The sequence below is a fragment of the Nitrosospira sp. Nsp13 genome (genome assembly GCF_900101945.1).
GTDB lineage: Bacteria > Pseudomonadota > Gammaproteobacteria > Burkholderiales > Nitrosomonadaceae > Nitrosospira > Nitrosospira multiformis_D.
This window is the reverse complement of record NZ_FMVD01000001.1, coordinates 172,343-198,221: the sequence shown is the minus strand read 5'-3', so window position 1 is coordinate 198,221 and position 25,879 is coordinate 172,343. Positions and strand designations below refer to the sequence as shown.

Here is a 25,879-nt window from a genome sequence, read left to right as displayed (position 1 = left end):
CTATGACTGCCGGATGTTCGATCGTGAGATCGCGAGATTGTCCGGTCCCGCTCCAAGCGGGATCGACAAATGCACCGCAGTGCCCTCCCCTGGCGCGCCGCTGACGGTCAGTTTGCCGTCGAGCAGACCTGCGCGCTCGATCATGCCGCGAATGCCAAAAGAATTTAACTTCCCCGTGTCCGCTGGCGTAATGCCACGACCGTTATCCCGCACCTCCAGCTCCAGCTGTCCTTTGGCGGATATATCCGCATCCAGCCGCACCCAGACATGCGAAGCCCGCCCATGCTTGGCAATGTTGGTAAGCGCTTCCTGAAAGATCCGGAATACGGCGACCGCCGCATCCTGGTCCAGTTCGATATCCTCCTGAGCGCACACGACCTCGCACGGAATGCCGAGCCGCTTGCTGAATTCACCCGACTCCCATTCGATTGCTGCAACGATGCCGAAATCCATGATGCCGGGACGCAGATCGCGGGACATGCGCCGTATCGAATCGATGGTACGGTCGACCAACTGATCGATGGTATGGATCTTTGCGAGCAACACCGAGTCTTCATCCGTGATATGACGGCCCAGCCAGTCCAGGTCGATCTTGATAGCCGTCAGATTGCCGCCAAGATCATCGTGAATCTCCTGGGCGATGCGGATGCGCTCATGCTCCCTCGCCGCCATGACATGCGATGATACTTCCCTCAGGCGTTCGTGGGATTCCTTGAGTTCCGTCTCCCGCCGCCTGCTTTGCGTGATATTGATGATGATGCCTTCCCAGATCACGCCAATGTCCTTCTCCCGGCGCGGACTGGCCCGAAGGCTCACCCACTTTACATCGCGGAACGACTCAATCCACAGGCGGCCCTCCCAGTTCCACGTATTCAATCTGGTGGCTGATTGATCCCTGGAGCGGCGCAAACCCTCCCGGTCTTCCCGCAATACGATATCCATAAACAACTCGGGATTAGCCTGTAATGCCTCAACCGTGATGCCGAGCAGGTTAAAACACTGATCGCTGACAAACGGTATAGTGTGTCGGCCATCCTCATACCAGACATACTGAAATACCATGCCGGGCGCATTGGCAACGATGGCAAGCGACTGCGCTTCCCCTTCCGCCGCGTGCGTGGGGTCTTCTATTTTCTCTTCTGAGTTATCCGTATCTTTCATCCGTGCAATGATGTTTCTATCATTCAGAATAAGCAGCTATCTGGTATCAGAAACCTTGCGTAGTTGCTCATTGTTCGCATCCACGAAAAGGATGCTACACCGAAAAGGATGCTACACCTTGACTGAGATTTTGACACAATCGCGCGGACTGCCAAACTGATAATTAGCGATGGAAATCATACTCCTCAATGCGACATGTATCGCTACGGAGAATCATGGGGACAAAAGCTAACCTCAATAACCCTACCTTCAGTTAGGTGTACCAAAGTCCAATGGTGAAGGCTGCTAAAGGCAGTAAGATGAAACTCCGATAGGAGTAACTCATTTATTCCTTCTTCTCCATGGATTTAATCGTTTCATCAGCTAATTCTTAACGGCAGTAACTGCCCTCTTCAATTCTTAATTTCTGGTTTCAGTGCATACAGGCTTATCAAAATATTTTTAGATAAAGAGGATACATGCCAAAAGAACAAAGAGTAATTATATTTGTAGGAACGCTTGTACTACTTTTGATCGTGTACCTAGCCTTGCGGAATCCATTCGAAGTGGTAGGCAATAAAGGAATTGTTATCCTCTCATGCCTAATAATGCTTTCATTTACGGTATTTTTGGCTGAGCATTTTTTTACCCGGCCCACCGATGTTATCGCGTCGTCAGTTTCAATTCTTCTCATACTTGCCCCTATGCACGAGTCCCTAAAGGAGACAGGTAACTGGTATTGGGTGTTTTTTGGATATAACAGCATGATCCTAATCATCGCACTTGTATCTTTACTTTTTCTTGATCGTGATAAGCCAGAGGATGCGATTTCAAATCGAATATCAGCGATAGCAAAAGTGATTGCTGTTCGATTTGGCAATGGCCGATTTCTTTGGTTCACTTTCTTTGCCTTATGTGTTTTGTTCTATGTGGATAGTCAGTCTTCTCTTTTCATTATTCTATTAGCATATGCAATTATCTTACTTCTAATCGACCCAAAAAAAGCGATTATCCAAATTTCATCGCTTACGACAAATACTGATACTGCTGTAGCTAGCCTGTTTGGAATCCAATCACAAAATATATTCCTGGCACGGATCTATCCTAATGGACCCTATGTATCCAAGCTCAATATTGTAGGGTTTGCTTCAAGCATCGGTGGGCGTAAGGATTGGATCGCAGGACTAGTTATAGAGACGTACGAATTGAATGCGCAACGATGGATGAAGATTCTGGTAGATGATTCATTTAATGAATTTAAAAACAAAAACATAAAACCTAAACTTCTTAAAAGAGGAGTGGTTCATCTACTTTCATTAAATGGAGATCTAAGTATAGTGAAACGTCTTGCAGGGACAGTTTCTGCTGCCTCCACAATCGACAAGCTGAAGTTTGAGTATGCCTTTAACGCATCTGTAGAAGAGGGTGATCTTCTGGAGGTATGCTGTGGTGAGATAATGGTGTTGTACCAAGTAGTTGAAGGAGTGACAGGAATAGAATCGCTTGAGTCTCGGGATGAGGCCGGGGTAACAATAGGAGAAGCAATACAATTGGGTTCATGGAATAGCGAGAATCGAAGCTTTGATAGATACGGCTGGGTACCAAATATCAATCGTCCAGTATTCAAAGCCCAGGGAGTTGAATCCATTCAACCGCTTTCTTCAGAGTATCAAATAGGAACTATTCCTGGTACTAATTTTCCAATATTCATTAATCGCGAATTAGCTGTAACTCATCACCTAGCGGTGCTTGGTGTTACAGGATCGGGAAAGTCTGTTTTTGCTAGAAATCTCATACGTCAGATTGCAAGTAGTGATACAAAAGTAATATGTGTGGATTTCACAAATGAATATAAAGTAACACTGGGCGACCTAATTGGTGAAGAACTATTGAGTGCTGCTATATCCGCTAGCCTTTTTGACTCCATTGACCAAATTGGTGATGAGCTGGAAAAATTTCCCAATCAGCGGAATAAGAGCGTTTTGGCCACTCACGAAAATATTTTGCGCGAGGGATTCAAGAATGCTCTTAACAGATTTGTAATAGGTAACACAAAAGCTACCCTCTTTGAACTTCCTGACGTAGCCAATACCGCTGGTATTCTTGACTACACGAAGTGGTTCTTTAAGGCACTCTTCGAATTAGCTAAATCAAACCAATTAGCGGGAAAAAAAGTGTGTGTTGTTCTTGAAGAAGCCCATACAATTATTCCGGAGTGGAGTTTTATTGGTACCGAGGACAAGCGGGCCGGTTCCGTGGTAAACAGCATTAGTCAAATCGCTCTCCAAGGTAGGAAATATGGGGTTGGTTTTGTTGTGATCGCACAGAGAACCGCAAATGTATCAAAAAATGTTCTTACGCAATGCAACTCAATTGTTGCTTTCCAGCAATTTGATCGCACAAGTGCAGAGTTTCTGGGAAATTACATGGGAAAAGATTTTTTATCTTCTTTACCACGTCTGCGACATAGGCACGCTATTGCTGTGGGAAAAGCATTCAGCAGCGGAACACCAACAATTTTTAAAGTTCCAGATATAGAAGAATCTTCAATTTGAAGATTCTTCCAAACATTTATGGATTGTATTTTTTTAGAGCATTCCTAAAATAATTACTATCATGATAAATAGCTAATATATGTGCCGTAAATGACACTCATGTACTTACTCTACACAGCAGCTTACGTTAAAAATTACCTAGCAAAGACTCATGTAGTTATTAAGTTAAATCAGAATTCACGCAATCATTAAGCAGCTATGATGATCAATAATAAGTTGCTCATATTTTTCAACTCTGAGCTTTAGTTTGCTCACTTGCCGTTATTTCAGTTCAATTATTACCGAATATAATCAAACAGCGACAGCCCCTGCACTTTCAGGAATGCCTTCTGCGTCGCCTCCAGGTAAGCTTGCTGCTGGGTCAGGCTACTAATGGCCTTGGCATAGTCGACATCCTGCAGGTCGGCAAGCTGCTGCTTGTACTGAATGCTCAACGCATCACCTGTATCGTTGAGCGTATCCACTTCATTCATGCGTGTGCCCACGTCGGAGCGAACGCGCAGCACATTGTCCAGTGAGCTGGATAAATTGCTCTGGGCTGCGTTCAAGCCGCTGGCGAGCGCAGTCTTGTCGGCAGCGGTGACGACTGGGGTTTCGAGTACGCCGATCAGATCAGAGAGTGTCTTGAACAGACTCTGGTAGCCGCCGCCGGAAGCTGGAATGCGTTCGAATACCTCCTGCCCCGATGCGTTCACGGCAAGCTGGCGCGAATCGCTGGCCTGTACCAGGCGCATGCCATCGTCGCCCATGTACTGCACGCCGCTGCCTGTATCCACGAAAGGCTTGGTCGATCCCTGATAGCCGGAAAACAGGTATTGCCCGTTGGCGTCGGTACGGTTGGAAAGACTCAGCAGTTCATCAAGATTGCCGCGCAATTCGGTAGCGATAGCAGTACGGCCGCTGTCGTTAAGCGTACCGTTACCTGCGTACACAGCGAGTTCCTGCGCATTCTGCACCAGATTTACTACGTCCTTCAGGGTGCCTTCCAGCATCCCCAGGCTACTCGTGGCGCTCTGCCGGTTAGCTGCATACTGGGTATTGCCGGCATCGGCCTGGGATACCCCTAGCGCGCGAACATAGGCTGCCGGGCTTTCCGAAGGCGTAAGAAGACGCGTGCCACTGTTAATCTGTTCCAGGGTCTTGACCTGCGCGGCTTGCTGGCGATTGAGGGCGGCGATACCGAGTTCATAACTGGTGTTACTGCTAACGCGCATGGTGATTTCTCCTTTACTTTTTTTGCTATCCGGCCTGTTTTCTAGTCATTCCTGAAGCTTTAATGCTTTGCTATCTCGACATCTCAAGCAGCGTGTCAAACATCAGGCTGGCGGTCTGTATTATCTTGCCGGCTGCTTGATACGCCTGCTGATAGCGCAGCAGGTTGGCCGCCTCCTCATCCAGGTTGACCCCCGACTCTGATTGCTGCAAAACCTGGGTCTGGCTTACCAGATTGGTCTGGGCAGTGCTGGTGACTTCCAGCTCGCGGGTCTTGTTGCCCATCTGGCTGACCATTTGACCATAGGCGGTCTGGTAATTTATCGTGCCGCCCGCCATGGTGTTGCTGCCTTGTAATGCCCCTAATAGCAAGGCATTGCGATTGTCACCCACGCCATTGGTGTTGGGGCCGATACTGAACGTATCGCCCGGCTGGGGCGAACCGGTGATTTGAACGGTCCATCCGTTGTAGCTGATGGTACCGCCCGGCGTGAACGTGACACCGGAGGGGTTGCCGGTGCCGGTGCCGCTTACGTCAAATGTGGTGGCACTGGTGAAGGTAAGCGTTACCGGCTGTTGCAGGTTGGGATCGGCCGGCGGCGGCGCGTTGACTGTCCCGGCACTGATGCGTCCGGTGCCGGTATTCACAAGCGGCGCATCGGTGCGGATAGGCGCAGCGGCGGCGATCAGGCTGGTGTCCTGAATGGCGACTCCAATCTGACCGGCACCGTTTACGGTAGGCCGGATCAAGAATTCGTCGCCCGCGGCAATGGTGCCCGATGCAATATCCAGGCGTACGCCGTCCACCGTCTGTGGAAAGGTGGTAAAGGTCTGCGCGGCTCCTTGCGCAACACCGTTGCTCAGGCGTGTAACGGTGTAATTGGCGCCATCGTAACGAAGACGGTAGTCGCTGGTGGTGAGCGCGCTGTAACTGGTGATTTCGGCGGCGATAACCGCGCTGCCGCTATTATTGGCGGAGGCCGCCACCGAAGGGCTCGGCACGGTAAAGAAATCACCGCCCAGATTACCGTGCAAATCCTGCCCCATGCGGTGCTGCTCATTGAAGGTCCCCGCCAGGCCAATGGCGACGCGTCCCAGACCATTGCGGGCCGCATCAAGCGATTCGCTGCGAAATTGCAATAACCCGCCTAGCTTGCCGCCATCCAGAGTCGATTCCCGGATCGGCGTGTTGCTACCGTCAGCAACGTAGGTCACGTCGATACGGCGCGCGTCGGTCGGAGAAGTCGCCGTCGCGAGCTGAAAAACCTGGGTGCCGACCAATAACGGCTGACCGTTGCCGATCAGGATGCTGTACGAACCGTCACCCTGCTGCACGACATTGGTACGAATCTCCTGATTGAGTTGTCCCACCAGCTCGTCGCGCTGATCCCGCAGATCATTTGCCGGCTGGCCTCGGGCGGAGCCTTCAGCCTGGCTGATGGTCGCATTCAGTTTACCGATCTGCGCTGCGAGTGTATTGATCAACGACACGCTATCCTTTATTTGCGTGTTCACTCCGTCCTGGATTTCGTTAAGGCGGCTATCCAGCGACTGGAAGCGCCGCACCAGCACCTCCGCCCCGGACAGCATCGACTGCCGGGAAGGCATGTCGGATGGATTGGTGGTGACGTCTTGCACGCCTCCGAAAAAATTCTGGAGTGCCGATGCGAGGCCAAGGTTCCCGCTCGGATCTGCCAACAGCTTATCAATCTGCTGCATTTGGGCAAAATACGTATCGAGCTGGGCAGATTCCGTTTTTGCCTGCGTAACCTGCTGAGTCAGAAACTGATTATATGAACGGCTCACCATATCGACCTTCGCTCCCTGGCCAATAAATCCGGTGCTGGTGCCTTGGGCCGGGTTGGTCGACTGCACGATCTGCTGGCGAGTATAGCCGGGGGTGGCTGCATTACTGACATTATGGCCGGTAACGAGCAATCCCCTCTGCGCGGCATTGAGCGCGCTCAATCCGATGCCGAAAATTCCGTTACCCATGTAATTTCTCCTTACTCATAGCGATGGCCATAGCTATATCCAATGTAACGGCTGCTAGCAGAAAATATTTAGCGGTTGGCACCCGATGACTCTACACCCGCATCGCTGGTCAAACGGCAAGATGGCGGAACATTGACAGCAGTACCGGCGATGATGGCCCTCAGGACCATTGCGTCGTCTTGATGATGCGGGTCAACTTATCCGCGTAGTTCGGATCAGTGGCATAGCCCGCACGCTGCAATCCTTGCGCGAAGCCCGCCGCATCGATCCCTTGCGTCGCTTGCGCCACTACATCCGCATAACGCGGATTGTTGCGCAGCAGATTGGCATAGTCGCGGAAGGCATCAGCGTATGAGGAATAGGCACGAAATTTTTCGACGCTCTTCTGCGCTACGCCATTGACATATTCGGTTGTTACCGTTTCCACCACGGAGCCCTTCCAGTTGCTGCCGGCCTTCACGCCGAACAGATTGTGACTGGGCGTGCCATCCGCCGCGCGAATCTCGCGTTTGCCCCATCCACTCTCGAGCGCCGCTTGTCCAAGCATAAACCGTGCCGGTATACCTGTCGTCTGGCTGGCCTGGACCGCATGCGGCATCAACTTGGACTGAAACTCGGCCACTTGCGATTGCGATCCCGGTTGAAGTGCAGCCTGCTGAGGCGCCTGTGGCGCCTGTGGCAACTGCGAGGGCTGCGGAGTCAGCGCGCTGCTCTGCTGCGGCGGCTGCTGTAGTATGGGTATGTTCCCTTGCGGCGATGCCTGCGGCGAAACACCGGTCCCAGAATGTGCGGAAGCGGGCGTAGTACCCTCTCCTGGCAAATCTACCGGCAATCCGCGGCCCAATTGGCGCACCATCATGTCGGCCAGGCCAATGCCACGTGAAGCCATACTTTGCGACACCTGCTGATCGAGCATGGAGGTATAAAGACGGCTTTGGTCGCTATCCATCAAGCTATCCTGGGAAGTCGCCTCCCGCATGCTCTTCAGCATCATGTTCATGAACAGGGCCTCGAATTGCTTTGCGGCAGCTTCAAGCCCGGCCTTGTCGGTTCTTTTAACGTCGGTGCGCAGCTCATTGACCGCCTGCACATCAAGCGCAAATTTGCCCGAGAGGTCGGCCGAAGTCATCATTAGATGATTTCCAGATCCGCCCGCAGTGCCCCGGCGGATTTCATCGCCTGCAGGATCGCCAGCAGATCCTGCGGCGTCGCGCCGATCGCGTTCAAGGCCTTTACCACCTCGGCCAGCGAGGCCCCCTCAACCATGGTGAGCATGCCGGACTCCTGCCGGATCTCAATAGTTGAGCGCTGTGCCTGGACCGTTTGCCCGCTGGAAAATGCTCCCGGCTGGCTGATTACCGGTTCCGTGCTGATGACCACCGATAGATTGCCGTGTGCAATGGCGCAGGCATCGACCGTAGCCGCCTGATTCATGACCACCGAACCGGTACGGCTATTGACGATGACCTTGGCGTAGGTGGGTGCCGGATTTATATTCAGGCTTTCCATGTCCGCAACGAATGCCACGCGCTGGTCGCTTCCCTCCGGGGTACGTACCTGGATCACCCTGCCGTCCAGTGCCGCTGCGGTACCCGTGCCGAACTTCCCGTTAATGGCGTCCACTATTCTTTTGGTATTGGAAAAATCGGTGCTGTTAAGCTCAAGCCGGATGACGTTATCCTGGCCCAGGGCGACAGGCACCGCGCGCTCGACTGTCGCGCCGCCGGTAATACGCCCGACACTCAGGTGATTGACCTGTACCTGGCTGCCGCTGGCGGAAGCACCGAAACCGCCGACCAGCAAATTACCCTGCGCCATGCCGTAAACCTGGCCGTCAGCACCCTTGAGCGGAGTCATCAGCAACGTGCCGCCGCGCAGGCTGCGGGCATTACCCATGCTGGATACCGTCACGTCAATAACCTGGCCTGGTTGGGCAAATGGCGGCAGCGAAGCGGTAACCATCACCGCTGCCACGTTCCGCAACCGCAAATTGGTGCCGGGCGGCAGATTGATGCCCATTTGCATCAGCATGCTGACGATGGTCTGCACAGTGAATGGCGTCTGGCTGGTCTGATCGCCCGTGCCATCCAGCCCCACCACCAGACTGTATCCGATGAGCTGGTTAGCCCGCACGCCCTGGATCGTGGCCAGATCCTTGATCCGTTCGGCCTGCACCGGAGTAGTCATGGCACCCCACCCCAGCCAGAGCATAAGAAACAGCAAGCTGACCTGTTTAAGAATCGCGGTACGCGGTGGCGAATGAAGTATGTCATGCGGCATGATCAGCCTCGCTCAGAACGGTGATATGGTCAGGAAAAAGCGCGAGAGCCAGCCCATGGTCTGCACCTCGTCGATATAGCCGTTGGCCTTGTACTCGATTTTTGCATCCGCTACCTGGATCGATGATACTGTATTATTGATGACCGTTTCGGGACGCACCACTCCGGAGAAACGGATATATTCGGTGCCCTGCGTCATGGCCAGTTGCTTTTCTCCGCTCACCACCAGGTTGCGGTTGGGCAGCACTTCCAGCACGGTGACAGTGATCGTACCAGTGAAATTATTGGTGGAAGCTGCCTCGCCCTTACCCGAGAAATCGTTGGTAGTCGACGCACCTAAATCAAAATTCTTGGTGATGGGCACTCCGAATATCATGGGTGGAACTTCATAATTTATGCCGCTGCTCTTGTTCGCGCTGCTGGCGGATTTCTTGCTTGCGTTGGTCCTCTCATTAAGAACAATCACCAGGGTATCGCCTACCACGCGCGCACGGCGATCCTCGAATAACGGCCGATCATGCGTACCTGCCTGGAAAATGGCACCATTGGCAGGCGGGGGGCCGCCCACTCCCGTACGGGCGGACATCGGTTGTTGTACGATCGCCTGGGGAGCGGGCAGGGTTATGCAGCCGGAGAGTGCAAGCACCATAATGACCATGGGTATCCCATGCCACACAAGTGGCCCACTGCGCTTTCCGGAAGTATATGCAGCCATCGGGTTATCTTTATATTGCCGATACATCGCTGTTCTCACCGCTGTCATCGCTTATGACATCTGGGACAGACGCTGAAGCATCTGATCCGAGGTCTGAATTGCTTTACTATTGATTTCGTAAGCACGCTGGGTCTGGATCATATTGACCAGTTCCTCCACCACGTTGACGTTGGAAGTTTCCACATAGCCCTGGTTGAGCATCCCGGCGCCATCTATGCCGGGTGTATTGATGTTGGGCGGGCCGCTGGAGAAGGTTTCCACATAGAAATTCTCACCCACACTCTGCAACCCGACCGGGTTGATGAACGTGGCCAGTTGCAAAGAGCCGACTTCAACCGGCGTGCTGGAGCCCGGCTGGGTAACCGAAACAGTGCCGTCGCGGCCGATGGTGATGCTGAGGGCATTGACAGGAATGGTGATGTTCGGCTGAATCTGATAGCCGCTGGATGTCACGAGTTGACCCTGGGAATCGGATTGAAACGAGCCATCCCGGGTATAAGCGGTAGTGCCATCGGGCATCAGCACCTGAAAGAACCCCTGGCCCTGAATGGCAACATCCTTCGAATTCCCGGTTTGCTGCAAATTGCCTTGGGTGAATACGCGTTCGGTTGCGACGGGCCTGACACCGGTGCCGATCTGCAAGCCTGATGGCAGCTGTGTTTGCTGCGACGACTGTGCACCGGGCTGGCGCAAGGTCTGATAGAGCAGGTCTTCGAAAACCGCGCGTGAGCGCTTGAATCCATTGGTGCTGACATTGGCCAGATTATTGGCGATGACGTCCATCTGCGTCTGCTGCGCATCGAGACCGGTTTTGGCAATCCATAACGAGCGGATCATGTAAATCTCCTGAGAGTAAATCTATCCTGGGGTAAAGTTAGGCATTGCCAGGTCAAGCTATACGGAAAATCATTTGCGGCATCTTATGACAGAGCGGGCAAAGTCAGTGCCTGAAAAAGAGGGACAATTGCCTTTTACTTTCCGGTTTCACTCTGACCCGCCCCACTTCAACCCATGCTTCAATCGATGGTTAACTTAGGTTGAGCAGGCTACTCGCCCGCTGCGCGTTGCCTTCGGCATTCTTCAACAATTTCATGTGCGTCTCGAACTGGCGGGACAGCGAAATCATGTCAACCAGCGCCTCCACGACGTTGACATTGCTCCCTTCCAGAGCGCCGTTGATGAGAGTGACATTGGCATCCTCATTCGCCACGCCGCCGGCAAGCCGGAACAGGCCATCCGCACCACGTGTAAGCTGGGCTTCGGGTGGATTGACCAGCTTGATGCGACCGGCTGTCAGCACGACATTCGACTCGTTCGATCCCGGACGAATGGCCACGGTGGAAACGGTCCCATCTTTCGCAATCGTGATGGTCGAGCCGGGAGGGATGGCAATCGCGCCGCCATCACCCTGTATATTCAGACCGTCACGCGTCTGCAATACCCCATTGGCGCTGACGTGCAGGCTGCCGTTGCGGGTATAGGCCTCGCTGCCGTCTTCCAGCCGCACGGCGATCCATCCCCGTCCCTCTACCGCCACATCGAGGTCGCGCCCTGTTTGCTGTACGGTACCCGGACGAAAATCCGCGCCCGCACTTGAATCCACCACAAATGCCCGGGTCGCGAGGGCTTCGCTGAAAACTGGGACCGCGCGCAACACGCTCGTTTCTGCGCGGAAGCCGGTGGTATTCGCATTCGCCAGATTATTCGACATGGCAGCCTGCTGCCCCATCGTATGCTTGGCACCGGTCATCGCTGTATAGATCATGCGATCCATTTTTTACTCCTGTATTTCATAATGGCCCGAAATGGGCGGTGCGTCATCCATCACCCATTTTCGTTATTTCATTACCGCAGATTCACCAACGTCTGTAGTAATTGGTCATACGTTTTGATGGTCTGGGCGTTGGCTTGGTAAACTCGCTGCGCCGTGATCATATTGACCAGCTCGGAGGTCAGCTCCACGTTCGAATCTTCTACTGCGCCGGATTGCAAACTCCCGAGGCCACCCGTGTTCGGCGCGCCCACCAGGGGGGCGCCAGACGCCGAACTCTCCGTCCAGGCATTGTCACCCTGTATCTGCAGGCCCTGTGGATTGGAAAAATTAGCCAGTACAACCTGCCCAAGGTTTAAGATTTTGCCGCTGGAGTAGCTGCCGCGGATCATGCCATCGGCACCGACATCAAAACCGGTCAACCGGCCGGAGGCATAGCCGTCCTCGGCCAGCGCGTTGACACCGAAGTTGGAGCCGAACTGTGTCGTGCCGGTAAAATCCATATCGAAAACCACCGAGTCCGCACCGGTGGTCACGGGCTTCGTCACACTGAATATTGCGGAGCTTGACGGATCAAGGCCGCCGGTAGACAGAAAATTCAGTGCACCCAGCGGTGCCCCACCATTGAGCAGCGTTCCTTCGCTGGAGGCAAACACATCCCAGCTATTGGCGGCAGTCTTGACGAAATAAGTCGACACCGTGCTCGAGTTACCCAGACTGTCGTGAATCGGCATGGGGATAAAACTGTGGTAAGTGGTTGAATCGGCCGGATCGAAGGCAGCGGAACTCAGCGCTGCTTCGCGCGAATCAAGATTAACCAGGGTATTCACCGAAGTAGTTGCGCGCGGCGGTAAATCAGCCGTGGAAATCTGAATATCGGATGGTGCACCCGCATTAATCTGGCCGGCGGCATCCGCCGTATATCCGGTGAGACGCAGACCGCTGCTGTTGACAATGTATCCGTCCTTGTCCGGATGAAACTGACCGTTGCGCGAGTAGCTGATGGAGCCTTGGTCGCTCAGACGATAGAAGCCGTTGCCACTGATCGCGATATCCAGTGAGTTGTTGGAAGCAGTAATGCCGCCCTGGCTGAATTGCTGCGCAACCGCGGCCACCTTGACACCAAGACCCGGCTGAGTTCCGTTCGACAACGAATTGGCGTAAACGTCGGCAAACTGCGCTTGCGACTGCTTGAAACCCACCGTATTGGTGTTGGCGACGTTGTTGCCGATGACATCCAGGTTCCTTGCTGCTGCGTTCAGACCACTCAAACCTTGCTGAAAACTCATGATGCACTCCTTAGTAAAGGTCGTTTCACCCTGGGAAACAGGGAGGGAAGACAAATCGGGTTAATACTTCTCCGGCGCTCCTGCGAATATTCGGAAATACCCTGTTTAAAAAATCTGTTTGACATCCGCCAGGCTCGCCGATCCCACGCCCCCCACGTTCAGCTGAATACCCCGGCTTCCCTGGGACACACCCTGGACGGTACCAAACGCGAGCGTTTGCGCATCAACCTTCTGATCGCCGCGTAATGCGCTGACGCTCATGGTGTAGTTGCCGTCAGCTACGGGCGTGCCGTTATCAGACATGCCATCCCACTGCGAGGTTAGCGGCCCGGCTACTTGCGCACCCAGATCCATGACCCGTACCGCTTGGCCGGCGCTATCGTATATGGTCACTTTTACATTGTCCGCGGGCTGAGCCAGATCAACACCGAATACACCGCCGCCGCCCGCCAGTTGCAATGCTGAACCGGGTACGAGAACGGCATGTCCGATCATGTTCGCAGCCTGCAGGGATTGTCCTGCGGTAATGCCGCTTGCCATGCCTTGCAGCGTGGCGTTTAGCTTCTCGATACCGTTTACGGTGCTGATTTGCGCAAGCTGGGTAGTCACTTGAGCATTATCGAGAGGGTTTAGAGGATCCTGGTTCTTCATTTGAGTGACCAATAGCTTGAGGAACCGGTCCTGCGGATCTTCTGCAGCTGGCTTCGCAGCATTCTTGGTGTTATACGACGTAAATAGATTGGAAGCAGGTCCGGCATCTTGAACAGAACTCATGGTGATTCTCCTTATTGTCCGATGGTTAAAGTTTTCAACAACAGTGTCTTGGCGGTATTCATCATGTCCACGTTGTTCTGGTATGAGCGCGAAGCTGAAATCATATCGACCATCTCTTCCACTACATTCACATTGGGCATGGCCACGAAGCCCTCTTTGTTGGCCAGCGGATGGCTGGGCTCGTGCACCATTCTCATCGGCGACTGATCCTCGATCACCCTCCCCACCCTGACACCATTGACGCTACTGGCGGAGCTGCCCGCTTCGGCCCCCCCCGCGGGCTGGGTACTTACGAATACCACCTGCTTGGCCTTGTAAGGCTGGCCGTTGGAACTCACCGCGCTATCGGCATTGGCCAGATTGCTCGCAACCACATTGAGACGCTGGTTCTGGGCCGTCATCGCCGAGCCGGCAACGGTAAATATATTGAACAGTGACATGGTATGTTTCTCCTTAGCTCTGAATGGCAGCCAGCATCATTTTGATCTGGTTGCCGATAAACGTCAGGTTGGCTTCATAGTGGATCGCGTTGTCGGCAAACTGGCTTCGCTCCACGTCCATATCGACCGTATTGCCATCCACACTGCCCTGCACGACGCTCCGGTACAGCAAGGGCGCGCCGCCGCCACCCGATGCGCTACTGGTGTCGGGGGCAATATGATGGGCTGCGCTAGTGGCCAGCGTCACTGCTCCACTACCCGTCAGCGCACCCTGTAGTGTGGCTTTAAAGTCAATGTCACGCGCCTTGTAGCCCGGTGTATCCGCGTTGGCGATGTTGGAAGCGATCAATTGCTGACGGTGGGCTCGCAAATTGGCGGAGTCCTGATAAAAACGAAATGCCGTATCAAGCTTGTCAATCATAAAAATCTCCTCAAGTCGTGCATTCTCTTGCCGTTAAATGCTGCATAAGCATGGTATTGCATGGCGATTTCATTCAAATGGCCAAGCAGCGAGGCAAAATTCCCTTATATCCGGGCTTTGAAACTCTGTATCCACCAATGAGCTGCATCCGTTCCCCGGTCCTTCGCCGGTTCCAGGCCGATGATGACAATATGATAGTGAAGCCGCATCCGGGCAATCCAACGAATAGCGAGCGAAACCGGCTTCATTTCCGGCCGCTGCTTGCGGCGGGTGCAGGCTAGAATGGCCCTCATTCTCGGCTCACCGATCCGGAAAACATTATTGGAGGAACCCCATCATGCATATCACGTATTTGCGGCGGTTATCGTTCTGCCTGGCTCTGATTGCTATTTTTTCCGGATCAAAGCCGGCGTTGGCATCAACCAGCGGGAAGCAAGACCCGCGCCTTATACAGGAAGCGGTCGCACACTTCCTGCGCACCCAGTCGGCGGGTTTGCCGGGGCAAGTGGAAATCACGCCCGGCGCGGTGGATGCACGGGTCAATCTTCCGGCCTGCGCGGCCCTTGAGCCAGCATTGCCGCCTGGCAGCCGCCCATGGGGCAACACGACCGTGATAGTAAATTGTGCCGTGCCGCACCCTTGGACCGTTTACGTACGTGCCACCGTGAAGGTAGTAGCTGATTATGTGGTCAGCGCCAGACCGTTGACGCATGGACAGATGCTCACCGCCGCGGATGTGACAATTCGCAGGGGAGACCTGACCCAACTGCCGCCCGGCATCGTAACCGACGTTAACCAGGCTTTCGGCAGGACAATGGCCGGCAGCATCCCGTTCGGCAGTCCGTTGCGCCAGGATATGCTGCGTGCACAGGCAGCCGTGATGGTAAACCAGAGCGTGAAACTGGTTTCGAATGGACGTGGATTCAGTGTGAGCGCGGAAGGCAGGGCCCTCGGCAACGCGCTGGATGGACAGTTGGTACAGGTTCGAAGCGCGTCGGGTCCCGTTGTGAGCGGGATCGCTCGCCCCGGTGCGGTAGTGGAAGTAAGCTACTAAGGCGGTTACTGCGGGAGCCCGGTTGAAAGTGATGAGACAGCTTTCTCCTGAAAAGGCTGTTTACAGCCTATTCAAATCATTCTTAATCTGGATTAACCTCAAGTTTTCCGCCAAGCCGCCGTTAAACTATTTATGGTCAACCGTAGGAGATATACCATGAAAATTGACAATTCCATCCAGACTACCGTATCACTAAGCGATACGCAGGCACGCCCCGGCAAGACCGGGCAAAGAACCGAGGATGTCGCAAATTCGAATGATAGTGTTCAGTTAAGTACGCAACTGCGGAGTATCGAGAAAAACCTCGCCAATGGCGAAGTATTCGACGCCGCGCGAGTCGAAGAAATCAAGCAGGCAATCAGCCAAGGTCATTTCGTCGTGAATCCTGAGAAAGTCGCGGATCGTCTGCTGGAAACGGTGCGCGACCTGATCCAGACCAGGCGGACCTGACATGCAAGCTATGGTCTTTGATCCACTCGCCGCTATTACCTGCGAGCGTGATGAGACGCAAAATTTCATTGACCTCCTGGAGCGGGAGCAGCGCGCGTTGCGCCAGGCGGACGTTTCTTCACTGCTGACGCTGGCAAAGGAAAAAGCGCAGCAAGCGCAGCAGCTGATTCGGCTGGCCGATGTACGCAACCGCTGGCTTGTCACACTCGGCTATACGCGGGATCGCAATGGCATGGAACAGGGATTACAAAGCTGCGATAGTCCGGGTGCCGCCGATGCCTGGCGGGAGCTGCTTCAACTGGCGGAAACCGCCAGCCAGCTTAATAAAATCAATGGCATTCTCATCGGTCAGCGTCTGCGCTATAACCAGCAGGCACTCTCGGTGCTGCAAGCCGCAACCCGTAGTGCCGGTCTGTACGGCGCGGATGGGCAGCCCACACTTTTCTCCGGCGGACGCCAGCTCGGCGAAGGCTGACCCACTCTCCGCATTTCCCCCATGTCCAGGACTATTTCCGCCTGCTTCCGGGAATCGCTGGCTCTGACTGGGGCCTGTTAACACTTATTTCGCACCCACGTTGCTACATAAAAAATGCGGAGGCAAGGCGCGAAGCGCAGGCCATAGTGAGCCTATGGCCAAGCTTTGCAACGCGGCATCCGCGTTTTTTGTGCGCAACCCGAAGGGACGGGACGGATTTCATCCAGCCCTTCGTTACTCGCCGCTTATGGAGGCCCGCTCCGCCGCGCGGCTCATGCCTCGTGCTGGAGAAATCCGTCGCCGTCGCAGGTACAAAATAAGTGTTAACAGGCCCTAAACCAACGCTACTGAAATTTAGGTTAATCGATCAAGCTGAGGTACCCGCTAAAGGATCGGATGCAGAATCAGGCGCGGCAGCAGCGGGTAAATCTTCGGTATCAGAAAAGCTATCGGATGAAACATCAGGCAAGCTCGACAAGATCATCAGCGTGACGCGCCGGTTGCGTGCGCGGCCTTCTTCGCTGTCATTCGATTCCACGGGACGGTTTTCACCATAGCCCACCGCCGTAAGCCTTGTTGCCTGAACGCCGTTTTCAATCAGCAATCGCACCACGCTGCTGGCACGCACCGCCGATAGTTCCCAGTTGGAAGGGAATTTTGGAGTGATGATCGGTATGTCATCGGTATGCCCTTCCACGTGAATCGCATGTTCGCCGTTCCGTAGCACTTGTCCCACGGCGTTAAGCGCCTTGATGGAATCTCCCTGCAGCGTCGCCTCGCCAAGCGGGAACAGCGCACTGGCGTTGATCTCCACACGAACACCGCGCTCGCTTTGGGTCATCCGCACTTGCCCGTCTTTCACAAGCGGGGCGAATGCCGCCATGATATCGCGGGCGATGATGCGCATCTTTTCCTGTTGCCGGAGCTGCGCTTCCCCAATGCGGCTTGCTCTTTTTGCCGCCAGGTCGTCGATCGGTGCAATCGGCGGCGGAGCCGGCTCGTGTGCCACGATCAGGTTATCGCGGCGACCCTGTTCCTTGGCGATAGTATTCACGAGCGAACCGGCCATCACGCGATATTTGCCCTCATTTACCTGGGAGAGCGCATACATTACCGCAAAAACCGCGAGCAGCAACGTAATGAAGTCCGCATAGGATACCAGCCAGCGCTCGTGGTTTGCCTGCTCTTCCGGCCTATGACCGCGCCGCATACTGAGCTTCAAGGTAATCGCTTCCTTAGGTTTCTTAGCTCGATTCCCGGGTTATGCGATTTCAATTCGATGCCGGATGTATAGACGGCATTAACATTGCGCCATGATGCCCATAAGGCTGCAATATGGTTTACCAGCAGGCCTTGGTTACGGCCGGCGAGCATGGCGTCGAAAAAAGTTCTGTCACCCCTGAGGAAATTGCGCCGATACTTTGTCATAATGTGGCCGCGTTGTTGTGTGGAAAATATTCCGGGTTATGCTTCGTCCCAACTATCCTGCATAAAACTGTATTTGCAACGCAAGGTTGAAATTCGGGCTCGGACTCTGGTTCGCGAATAGCCCAATGGCAAACCGTATGCATTTCTTACACCACATATCCTTTCAATCGACCCGAAATCAGTCTCGGGTTCTCGCCATTGGCGATTCCCACCAGCCCGTCCACGAGAATTTCCCGCATTAATACCTGGCGCGCGATGAGCGATTTCAGCTTGTTGGCAATGGGTAGAAATGCCAGGTTTGCCAGCCCCACGCCATAAATGGTCGCCACGAATGCCACCGCGATGCCGGCACCCAGATGAGCCGGGTCAGCAAGATTCTCCATCACCTGGATAAGTCCCATCACCGCTCCCAGAATGCCTATAGTCGGCGCATATCCGCCGGCCGCCTCCCACACTCTGGCCCCCTGGCGATGCAGATCGTCGAAAGTCTCGATCTCCACTTCCAGTACCCGCTTCAATTCTCGCGGCTCGGTGCCATCCACCACCAATTGCAGCCCTTTCTTCACGAATGGGTCGTCGATACCCGCAATATGCGGATCAAGCGCCAGCAATCCCTCTTTACGCGCAGTAGTGCTCCAGGCTGCGATATGCTCCACCAATGCGGTAGCGTCGAGTAGCGGCGGAACGAATACCCAGCGGCTCATTTTCATGCCCAATACAAACTGACGCACAGGGCTCTGCAACAGCACCGCCCCCAGGGTCCCCCCCAGCACGACCGTAAAGGCTGTAAGCTGGAGAAGCGAGCCGGGGTGGCCGCCTTCCAGCACCTGGCCGCCGAAGACGGCGATTAAAGCAATGACAACACCAATTACGCTATTGAAGTCCATGCACACTCCTTGAGTTTGACGCGCAGCCGCGAAACCGCCTGATTATGTATCTGACATACCCTGGATTCGGACACGCCGAGAACCGCGCCGATCTCCTTGAAGTTCAACTCTTGTTCATAGTACAACCCCATCAGCGTTTTCTCCCGCTCGGGGAGATTGGCAATCGCGTCGATCAGCACCTCCCGCAGATTGTCGTCCAGCAGGCTCGCCAGGGGGTCGGCACTGCTGTCGGCACAATTGCGCTCCAGAAAATCGTCGTCGCCATCTTCCAGAAAATCTTCGTAATGGATAAGCTGTGTCCCCCGGCCTTCCAGTAGCATCTGCTGGTACTCGGCGACAGGCACTTTGAGCTCGCTGGCTATCTCCGCCTCGGTAGGGGCCCGGCCTGAACGTTGCTGCAACGCATGAACCGCCGCGTCGATCTGGCGCATACTTTTGCGCGCCCCCCGGGGCAGCCAATCCATTTGGCGCAGTTCATCCAGCATCGCACCGCGGATACGTTGCGCCGCATACGTTTCGAACTGGGCGCCTACGGTTTCCTCATAACGGCTCAGTGCGTCCATCAGGCCGATCATGCCTACCTGGATCATGTCATCCACCTCCACGCTAGGAGGTAGTTTGGCAATCATATGATTAGCGATGCGTTTGACCAGGGGCGCAAACTCGGCCAGTGACTGTTTCTTATCGATGACCCCGGCCGCGTTATACATGTCTCACCACCGGGCCCTTTGGACCCTTAGCTGCTATGTTATTACGATTGATCTGCCTGACCGGGCTGCTGCGATCACCTTGCTTGACGGGGTGATTGGAGGCGCTTTGTTTGATGGAACCATCCTGATTACCGCCATTATTGCTGGCATGCTGACGTTGGCTCTGACTGCCCTGCATCAGGCATTGCATGAAGCCTCCCAGTCCCTTTTCGTTGCTTTCATTCCCTTCACCCTCGCAGCGCGGCCCGTGGGTTAGCGCCTCCGCCGCGCGGCGGAACGCCGTCGCTGAAATGGCGGCCGGAAATGCTTCGATTACCGAGTGCCCGCGACGGTTCGATTGCCTGAGCTTGTCGTCGGGCGGGATAAAACCCATGAAATCGAGCGAGACCGCCAGGTAGCGGCTCGCTACTCCCGCCATGTTGTCAAATATCATCTGCGCTTCGGTCTCGATGACGGTCCTGTTGAGCAGCACGCTGAACCGCTGGATGCCATGGTCACCGCTGATATGCTTGATCAATGCATACGCCGCGGTAATCGAGGCCGGTTCAGGCGAAACCACCACCACAATTTCATGGCCGGAAAGAGCAAGGGATAGCATCCGGCTGGCTCGGCCCGGTGCGGCGTCGATCAATAGGACATCCATCGGCTGCGAAAAACCGTCGAAACAATCGATCAGGTGGGTCTGATCAGGCAGACCCAGTTTCCCGAGTACCGGCATCCCGCGCCCCGCCGGCAAAAGACGGATTCCATCGGGGCCGGAAATTATCACTTCATCGAGCGTTTTGTCGCGCCGGATCACGTCCAGCAAGTCGCGGTGAGCGCTAAGTCCCAGCGTGCCAGCCAGATTGGTAGCGCCTGCATTCTCGTCGATCACCAGCACATCCTTGCCGTTGCGCGCAAGGGCCGCCGCCAGATTGATTACGGTACTTGTCTTGCCCGCCCCCACGCTGCCCGATATGACGGTTATGATATGCGGGGAGTCCTGCGCCAGCAGGCGGCGCAATCCCTCGGCCTGGTCTTCGGTTGGATTAGCCAAAATAAGCTCCATTACTATCCGGATTCGCCATACCCCTCTTTACACCCGCCATGAGCATCGGCAAGGCATCCTCCGGCACAGCAAAAGGGGATGCGACGGGTAGATTGTTGAATGCGCTGTCAACCAGATGGGCGGAATCGGCCAGATGCAGATCCTCCGGAACACGCTGGCCGGTAGCGACATAGTAAAGCGGCAACTGATGGCGGATCGCCGTGTCAAGCACGCAACCCGTGGTAACCGCTTCGTCCAGTTTGGTGATAATGGCTCCCGCCAGGCCATCGCCCTGATAGGCGTGAACCACTTCGTTCAGCGTGTCCCCACTGGATGCCGCATTGAGTAACAGCAAACGTTTGATCCCGGTACCGCATCCAGCCAGCATTGCCACCTGCTCGGTTACCATCTTGTCGCGCTGACCCATCCCCACCGTGTCTATCAGTACCATATGTTTGCCTCGCAGCTCCGCCAGGGCAAGAGTCAGGTCCTGGGCATCTTTCACCGCGTAGACCGAGACGCCCAGAATCTTGCCGTAGATGCGCAGTTGCTCGTGCCCGCCGATCCGATAACCATCCGTCGTCAGCAACGCCAGCTTGTCCGACCCATGGCGCACGACACAACGCGCTGCAAGCTTGGCCGTGGTAGTGGTCTTACCCACACCGGTTGGCCCCACCAGCGCGTAAACACCACCTTTTTCAAGCATTTCGTTCTCGTTGCCAATCGTTGGAAGATTGCCTGCCAATACCGTCTTTACCCAGTTCATCGCATCTTTCTCGCGCTTCTCCGTCCGCTGTCCTTCCTGACCCGTGGTGGGTTCCGCGAATTGTTCCGTGGGTTGTCCCGTAAGTTGTCCTACGGGCAACCGATCCAGCAAATCATGTGCAAGGGAGGCGCTAAAGCCTGCCGCCAACAGCTGACGCAACACTTGCCCGCGTATGGGATAACGCCGTTGTTGTTCGTTCCAGCTCAGTGCGGCCAATTGTTGTTCCAGAGTGCCGCGCATCGACTGGATTTCGCTGAGTACGCTTGCGGCAACCTCGTCAGCGATCTGACGGGGATCAAATACGGGTGATGTTTTTTTTGCAGGAACCGGAGCTGCTCGGGTAGCTCGGGTAACTTGAGTCCCCGGGCTGGATTTTTCGCGTGGATTGATTGCGGCACGCCGTTTTTTGCGAGGGGTCCCGGATTCCGGAGCTGGCAGATCCTCCAGCTCCCGCCCACCCGTTATCCGGCCCACTATCCGCTCCATTGATGTGTCTGCCCAGCTGCGAGACCCTATAGTAGACTGCCCATGATCGTCTCCGTTGACGAAATCCGGTTTCGCCTTCGCCTCATGCACTCCGGACAGCGTCCGGCTTTTCGTTTGACGGGATTCAGCCGAAAGATCCGGAATGATCCAGCGTTCGGCTTGCTGCTCCTGGTTCCCGTCAAAAACGGGGAAATGAAGCCGCGGCAAATCTTTGACTCCGGCATCGGTCGGCACTCCACGTTCAGCAAACTTTCCTGTGACAGCGGGGTCCATGTCCCGCGCCTGATTCAGCGGTTCGATTAGCGGTTCGCTGAGCAACTCGACTTCCCGCGCTCCATTGCCCGGAGTTGAAGCACCTTCAATCCCATCCGCTACAGACGGCGGCATCAGTGCCGTAATATCGTCGGGGCCCATTGCCAGTATTTCAATGCCCCCATCCACCGCGCGATTAGAAATAATCGCCCCATCGGGCCCGAGCGCATCGCGCACCATATGCAATGCATCACGCGTCGTTTTTGCGAAAAATCGTTTAATGCTCATGCTCTTGCTCCCAGAATAGAGGTAACTTTAATGTTGCTGGAATCAGGTACTTCAGCGTGCGACAGGATCTTGAGCTGTGGAAGCGCCCTGCGCAGAAAGCGTGCCAATAATGTCCGCAGCGGCGCGGGTACCAGCAATACCGGAACGAGGCCTACCTGCTCCTGGCGCTGACTTGCACCTGCGGCTTCACGCATCAGGGTATCGGCCAGCCCCGGTTCAATGCCGGCGCTATTCGGGCTGGCTTGCAACGCCTGTGTCAACAGCCTTTCCAATCCGGCATCCAGTGCCATGACCTGTAATTCGCCGGACTGGGGCCAGATTTGCTGAACAATCGCGCGACCCAGGGCGATGCGAATCAAAGCCGTCAATTCGTGCGGGTCTTGCACCCGGGCGGCATGCTCAGCCATGGCATCGATGATGGTCCGCATATCTCGAATATGGACGCTCTCGTCGAGCAGATTCTGTAGTACCTTTTGTACGGTGGAAAGCGGGAGGAGCTTGGGGGTCAGATCCTCCACCAGCTTGGGTGAATCTTTCGCCATACGGTCGAGTAACTGCTGCACTTCGAGGCGGCCAAGCAATTCCGCCGCATGGGTATGCATCAAATGGTTCAAATGAGTCGCCACGACCGTGCCGGGATCGACCACGGTATAACCCATTATCTGGGCCTGATCACGCTGGCTGGCCTCGATCCAGATGGCCGGCAGTCCAAAGGCGGGGTCGCTGGTGGCGAGTCCCGGCAAGGTGCCGGAGACGCCGCCGGGATTGATTGCCAGGTATTGGCTCACGTTGACCTCGCCGGCACCGATCGCAACGCCTTTGAGGGTAATGCGATAAGCATTGGGGCGCAGCTCCAGGTTGTCGCGAATGTGTACCGATGGCGGCAGATATCCGATCTCCTGCGCGAACTTCTTGCGTACGCCCTTGATCCGTCGCAGGAGTTCCCCGTCCTGTGCCCTGTCCACCAGTGAGATCAGCCGGTAGCCCACCTCAAGCCCCAGAACGTCGACCGGCGTTACATCGTCCCAGCTCGCGTCCTGGACTTCAGGCTGTGCGGCAGGTGCAACCGCCACTCGCCCTGCGGCCCGCTTCTCGCGCTGAGTCATCATGTACGCGCCACCGCCCAGCACAGCGGCCAGCAACAGGAAGGCAATGTGCGGCATGCCGGGTATCAGGCCCATGAGGCCGATGATGGCGGCGGTCAGGACCAGTACCTGCGGCCTGGAAAAAAGCTGGCTCACGAGCTGGCCGCTGATATCCTCATCCGTGCCGACGCGGCTCACTACCAGGCCCGCTGCGGTGGAGATGATGAGCGCAGGGATCTGCGCCACCAGACCATCCCCGATGGCGAGCAGCGTATAGGTCTTGGCAGCGGTGGCCATATCCAGGTCGTGCTGAAGTACACCGACAAGCAAGCCGCCGATCACATTGATGAAGAGAATCAGGATGCCCGCTATCGCGTCGCCGCGAACGAACTTGCTGGCGCCATCCATCGACCCGTAGAATTCCGCTTCCTGAGCGATAGCGGTACGGCGCTTGCCCGCCTCCTCCTCGCCCAGCAGACCGGCGTTCAAATCGGCATCGATCGCCATTTGCTTGCCTGGCATCGCATCCAGTGTAAAGCGCGCAGCGACTTCCGCAATGCGGCCGGCGCCTTTGGTGATCACGATGAAGTTGATCACCACCAGGATAATAAACACAACAATGCCTACCGCGTAGTTGCCTCCCACCAGATAGTGACCGAATGCCTCGATCACCTTACCGGCCGCATCCGGGCCGGTATGGCCCTCCATCAGCACAATGCGGGTTGAAGCCACATTCAGCGACAACCGCAATAAGGTCGTGAGCAATAGCACCGTCGGGAATACCGCGAACTCCAATGGCTTGTGCGTATGAATACTGACCAGCAATACCATGATGGAGAGCGCGATATTGAAAGTAAACATCATGTCCAGCACAAAAGCCGGTAGCGGCAACACCATCATGCCGAGAATCATGAGTATCAGTAACGGGCCGGTCAGGCTGCGAGCGTTTACACCGCTGAATATGTGGTTGAATTTGGCGATCATGTTCATGGAATGGTCAGGTCTTTCTCGGATGGGTCAGATGTCATTTTGATGCTGTATTTTCCGGATCCAGTTCGGCAGGCACTTCCAGGACATCCGGCAGACTGGGCGCCTTGCCACCGTACTCACGATGGCGGCGCAACTGGTAGATATAGGCCAGCACCTCAGCCACGGCGTTATACAAGGTCTGAGGAATCTCATCGCCCAGTTCGGCATGGTGATACAACGCACGAGCGAGTGGCGGCGCTTCGAGCAGTGGTATGTTATGTTGCTGGCCTATCTCGCGAATTTTCAGCGCCAGCAGATGCGATCCCTTGGCAACAACGCGCGGTGCGCGCATCTTGCCGTCTTCATACTTGAGTGCAACGGAATAATGCGTCGGATTGGTGACGATTACGTCGGCTTTGGGAATTTCGGCCATCATCCGTTTTCTTGCTGCCTCCCGCTGCTTGGCGCGGATGCGAGCTTTCATTTGTGGATCGCCATCGGTTTCCTTGTTTTCCTGGCGCACTTCTTCCTTGGTCATCTTAAGTTTGCGGTAGTGATCCCAGAGCTTGAAGGGCACATCCACCGCCGCAATCAGCACCATGGTTCCCGCTATGGCGAGAAAGCTCGTGATGATCAGATTGCCCATATGACCGGCACCCACGGCAAGCGGAGCGGCAATCAATGACAGCACCGCTTCCTTGTTATGCCAGATCGTCCAGACTCCCGCCCCGCCGATCAGCGCGGCCTTGAGAAGCGCTTTGGCCAGTTCGATCAGACTGTTCAGCGAGAACATGCGGCCCACTCCGCTGACGGGATTGAGCCGATTGAATTTAGGCGCAAGCGAATTCCAGCTGAAGAGCCAGCCGGATATGAGCATGGGTGCAGCGATCGCCACCAGGAACATCAGGATGAGGAAAGGGGAAAACGCAAACAGGGCATCGAGGGATTGATCGAACAGTCGATCGAGAAGCAGGCTGGAATCGAAGCCGGCATCGCGCGGCACCTTCATTCCATCTTTCATCAACGTGGAAAGCTGCGTGGTGAGATGTCCACCCATCACCCACAGGCCGCAGCCGGCGGCAATCAGAACCGCAAACGTGGAAAGTTCGGGGGAACGGGGAATCTGTCCCTCTTCGCGGGACTTCTCCAGTTTCCGCGGCGATGCAGGTTCCGTTTTTTCGAGATCACTCTCTTCGCTCACTGCAAACTCCCACTAATCATTCATGATCGGCTCATCAGCCACATGCGTGATTATTGAATGCTTCGTGAGTAGATCATCGAAGGAAAAGAGTTAAATTAGCCCCGCAATTCTGCTTTTAGAAGAGTGGCTGCGTTAGCAGCCTGTCGAATTTGAAGAATCGAAGCGAAACAACGACTCGGCAAGGGCGGATTTTGAAGATAACCATTGTTC

The 25,879-nt window shown here is 55.1% G+C and carries 24 protein-coding genes; 4 read left to right on the top strand and 20 right to left on the bottom strand.

The annotated features are described in order from the left end of the window. Entirely contained in the window at positions 1 to 1,161 is a 1,161-nt protein-coding gene (locus BLO43_RS00930) for a sensor histidine kinase (RefSeq protein ID WP_254773258.1), read from the bottom strand. A gap of 458 nt (positions 1,162 to 1,619) precedes the next feature. Between BLO43_RS00930 and BLO43_RS00925 the strand changes: the two genes are divergently transcribed. After that, on the top strand, positions 1,620 to 3,695 hold the full coding sequence (locus BLO43_RS00925) for an ATP-binding protein (RefSeq protein WP_090905173.1): 2,076 nt from the start codon (positions 1,620 to 1,622) through the stop codon (positions 3,693 to 3,695). Positions 3,696 to 3,973: 278 nt separating this feature from the next. On the opposite strand, the gene flgL is transcribed toward BLO43_RS00925, so the two are convergent. The 12 genes from flgL to BLO43_RS16270 form a co-directional block, all read right to left on the bottom strand. Continuing rightward, positions 3,974 to 4,909, bottom strand: a complete 936-nt coding sequence (flgL, locus tag BLO43_RS00920) for a flagellar hook-associated protein FlgL (RefSeq protein ID WP_090905172.1) — start codon at positions 4,907 to 4,909, stop codon at positions 3,974 to 3,976. 70 nt (positions 4,910 to 4,979) lie between these two features. Then, a complete protein-coding gene (gene flgK, locus BLO43_RS00915) occupies positions 4,980 to 6,902 on the bottom strand; it encodes a flagellar hook-associated protein FlgK (protein ID WP_090905170.1) in 1,923 nt (640 codons plus the stop codon). A 160-nt stretch (positions 6,903 to 7,062) separates the two neighbouring features. Then, complete coding sequence (gene flgJ / locus BLO43_RS00910) at positions 7,063 to 8,034, bottom strand: flagellar assembly peptidoglycan hydrolase FlgJ (protein ID WP_175443809.1); 972 nt, start codon at positions 8,032 to 8,034, stop codon at positions 7,063 to 7,065. Further along, entirely contained in the window at positions 8,034 to 9,113 is a 1,080-nt protein-coding gene (locus tag BLO43_RS00905) for a flagellar basal body P-ring protein FlgI (RefSeq protein WP_302847667.1), read from the bottom strand. The genes flgJ and BLO43_RS00905 overlap by 1 nt, the downstream gene beginning before the upstream one ends. A gap of 81 nt (positions 9,114 to 9,194) precedes the next feature. After that, on the bottom strand, positions 9,195 to 9,896 hold the full coding sequence (locus BLO43_RS00900) for a flagellar basal body L-ring protein FlgH (RefSeq protein ID WP_254773257.1): 702 nt from the start codon (positions 9,894 to 9,896) through the stop codon (positions 9,195 to 9,197). Positions 9,897 to 9,947: 51 nt separating this feature from the next. After that, on the bottom strand, positions 9,948 to 10,733 hold the full coding sequence (gene flgG / locus BLO43_RS00895) for a flagellar basal-body rod protein FlgG (RefSeq protein WP_090905166.1): 786 nt from the start codon (positions 10,731 to 10,733) through the stop codon (positions 9,948 to 9,950). 190 nt (positions 10,734 to 10,923) lie between these two features. After that, complete coding sequence (flgF, locus tag BLO43_RS00890) at positions 10,924 to 11,670, bottom strand: flagellar basal-body rod protein FlgF (protein WP_074632062.1); 747 nt, start codon at positions 11,668 to 11,670, stop codon at positions 10,924 to 10,926. 71 nt (positions 11,671 to 11,741) lie between these two features. Beyond that, positions 11,742 to 12,956, bottom strand: coding sequence for a flagellar hook protein FlgE (gene flgE / locus BLO43_RS00885; RefSeq protein ID WP_090905164.1), 1,215 nt, complete (start codon positions 12,954 to 12,956; stop codon positions 11,742 to 11,744). 105 nt (positions 12,957 to 13,061) lie between these two features. Next, positions 13,062 to 13,730, bottom strand: coding sequence for a flagellar hook assembly protein FlgD (locus BLO43_RS00880; protein ID WP_090905163.1), 669 nt, complete (start codon positions 13,728 to 13,730; stop codon positions 13,062 to 13,064). A gap of 11 nt (positions 13,731 to 13,741) precedes the next feature. After that, on the bottom strand, positions 13,742 to 14,170 hold the full coding sequence (flgC, locus tag BLO43_RS00875; RefSeq protein ID WP_074632059.1) for a flagellar basal body rod protein FlgC: 429 nt from the start codon (positions 14,168 to 14,170) through the stop codon (positions 13,742 to 13,744). A 13-nt stretch (positions 14,171 to 14,183) separates the two neighbouring features. Next, on the bottom strand, positions 14,184 to 14,591 hold the full coding sequence (flgB, locus tag BLO43_RS00870; RefSeq protein WP_074632058.1) for a flagellar basal body rod protein FlgB: 408 nt from the start codon (positions 14,589 to 14,591) through the stop codon (positions 14,184 to 14,186). A gap of 104 nt (positions 14,592 to 14,695) precedes the next feature. Beyond that, positions 14,696 to 14,884 (bottom strand): hypothetical protein, encoded by a 189-nt coding sequence (locus tag BLO43_RS16270; protein ID WP_139149204.1) that lies wholly within the window; start codon positions 14,882 to 14,884, stop codon positions 14,696 to 14,698. 44 nt (positions 14,885 to 14,928) lie between these two features. Here BLO43_RS16270 and flgA point away from each other — a divergent pair, with 44 nt between their 5' ends. From flgA to BLO43_RS00850, 3 genes are all read left to right on the top strand, one after another. Continuing rightward, positions 14,929 to 15,645 carry a flagellar basal body P-ring formation chaperone FlgA gene (gene flgA, locus BLO43_RS00860; protein WP_090905160.1) on the top strand — a complete coding sequence of 239 codons (717 nt, stop codon included), beginning with the start codon at positions 14,929 to 14,931 and terminating at the stop codon, positions 15,643 to 15,645. 156 nt (positions 15,646 to 15,801) lie between these two features. Then, on the top strand, positions 15,802 to 16,095 hold the full coding sequence (flgM, locus tag BLO43_RS00855) for a flagellar biosynthesis anti-sigma factor FlgM (RefSeq protein ID WP_090905158.1): 294 nt from the start codon (positions 15,802 to 15,804) through the stop codon (positions 16,093 to 16,095). A gap of 1 nt (position 16,096) precedes the next feature. Next, positions 16,097 to 16,570, top strand: a complete 474-nt coding sequence (locus BLO43_RS00850) for a flagella synthesis protein FlgN (RefSeq protein ID WP_074632054.1) — start codon at positions 16,097 to 16,099, stop codon at positions 16,568 to 16,570. Between the two features lie 367 nt (positions 16,571 to 16,937). Here the strand turns inward: BLO43_RS00850 and motD are convergent, their stop codons facing one another. The 7 genes from motD to flhB form a co-directional block, all read right to left on the bottom strand. Further along, positions 16,938 to 17,792 carry a flagellar motor protein MotD gene (gene motD, locus BLO43_RS00845; RefSeq protein ID WP_090905156.1) on the bottom strand — a complete coding sequence of 285 codons (855 nt, stop codon included), beginning with the start codon at positions 17,790 to 17,792 and terminating at the stop codon, positions 16,938 to 16,940. A 352-nt stretch (positions 17,793 to 18,144) separates the two neighbouring features. Then, a complete protein-coding gene (locus BLO43_RS00835; protein WP_090905152.1) occupies positions 18,145 to 18,885 on the bottom strand; it encodes a flagellar motor protein in 741 nt (246 codons plus the stop codon). Beyond that, positions 18,867 to 19,595: an RNA polymerase sigma factor FliA gene (locus BLO43_RS00830; RefSeq protein WP_090905150.1), complete on the bottom strand. Its 729-nt coding sequence runs from the start codon at positions 19,593 to 19,595 to the stop codon at positions 18,867 to 18,869. Before BLO43_RS00830 ends, BLO43_RS00835 begins: the two co-directional genes overlap by 19 nt. Beyond that, entirely contained in the window at positions 19,588 to 20,631 is a 1,044-nt protein-coding gene (locus BLO43_RS00825; protein ID WP_175443808.1) for a MinD/ParA family ATP-binding protein, read from the bottom strand. The genes BLO43_RS00830 and BLO43_RS00825 overlap by 8 nt, the downstream gene beginning before the upstream one ends. Further along, positions 20,624 to 22,414: a flagellar biosynthesis GTPase FlhF gene (gene flhF, locus BLO43_RS00820; protein WP_254773256.1), complete on the bottom strand. Its 1,791-nt coding sequence runs from the start codon at positions 22,412 to 22,414 to the stop codon at positions 20,624 to 20,626. The genes BLO43_RS00825 and flhF overlap by 8 nt, the downstream gene beginning before the upstream one ends. Next, the gene (gene flhA / locus BLO43_RS00815) at positions 22,411 to 24,489 is read right to left on the bottom strand and encodes a flagellar biosynthesis protein FlhA (RefSeq protein ID WP_090905146.1); all 2,079 of its coding nucleotides are present in this window, start codon (positions 24,487 to 24,489) and stop codon (positions 22,411 to 22,413) included. Before flhA ends, flhF begins: the two co-directional genes overlap by 4 nt. Before the next feature lie 34 nt (positions 24,490 to 24,523). Further along, complete coding sequence (flhB, locus tag BLO43_RS00810; RefSeq protein ID WP_090905144.1) at positions 24,524 to 25,669, bottom strand: flagellar biosynthesis protein FlhB; 1,146 nt, start codon at positions 25,667 to 25,669, stop codon at positions 24,524 to 24,526. Positions 25,670 to 25,879 lie beyond the last annotated feature (210 nt).